Source organism: Sphingomonas sp. Leaf38 (assembly GCF_001421825.1).
GTDB lineage: Bacteria > Pseudomonadota > Alphaproteobacteria > Sphingomonadales > Sphingomonadaceae > Sphingomonas.
Genome location: NZ_LMLD01000013.1, coordinates 665 through 1,163, shown reverse-complemented (window position 1 = coordinate 1,163; position 499 = coordinate 665). Strand labels below are relative to the sequence as shown.

1 protein-coding gene is annotated in these 499 nt (G+C 66.5%); it reads left to right on the top strand.

Annotated elements, in window-relative coordinates; translation table 11 throughout:
- Positions 1–499 (top strand): molybdopterin-dependent oxidoreductase (locus tag ASE88_RS19685; RefSeq protein ID WP_235528005.1); only part of this gene is annotated, 499 nt, incomplete at both ends.

The window sequence follows — 499 nt, the reverse complement described above, 5'->3', positions numbered from 1 at the left end:
TGCCGATCACCGGATCGAGGTCAGCGGGATGAGCATGGAAAGACGCTCCTTCTCGGTGGAGGAATTGAAGAGCGCGTTGGCCACGCGGACGGTGACGGCAGTTCTCCAGTGCGCCGGCAACCGGCGCACGGATCTTCAGCAGGTCGCAAAAACGTCCGGCGACCCGTGGGACGTGGGCGCGATCGGCAATGCGGAATGGACCGGCGTACGACTGTCCGACGTACTGGATGCCGTCGGTGCGCCGGATGCGTCCGACCTGTTTGTGGCGTTCACCGGCGCGGACGAGGTGGACGTCGAAGGCGAGGAAGCATCGTTCGGGGTCTCGATCGCCATGGACAAGGCGCGGCAACCCGACGTCCTAATTGCCTGGGCGATGAACGGCGAGCCGCTGACGCCCGAACACGGCGCACCGCTCCGCATGGTGGTGCCGGGCTATGCCGGGGTGCGGAGCGCCAAATGGCTGACACGGATCGAGGTGCGCGAGACGCCATCCGACGCG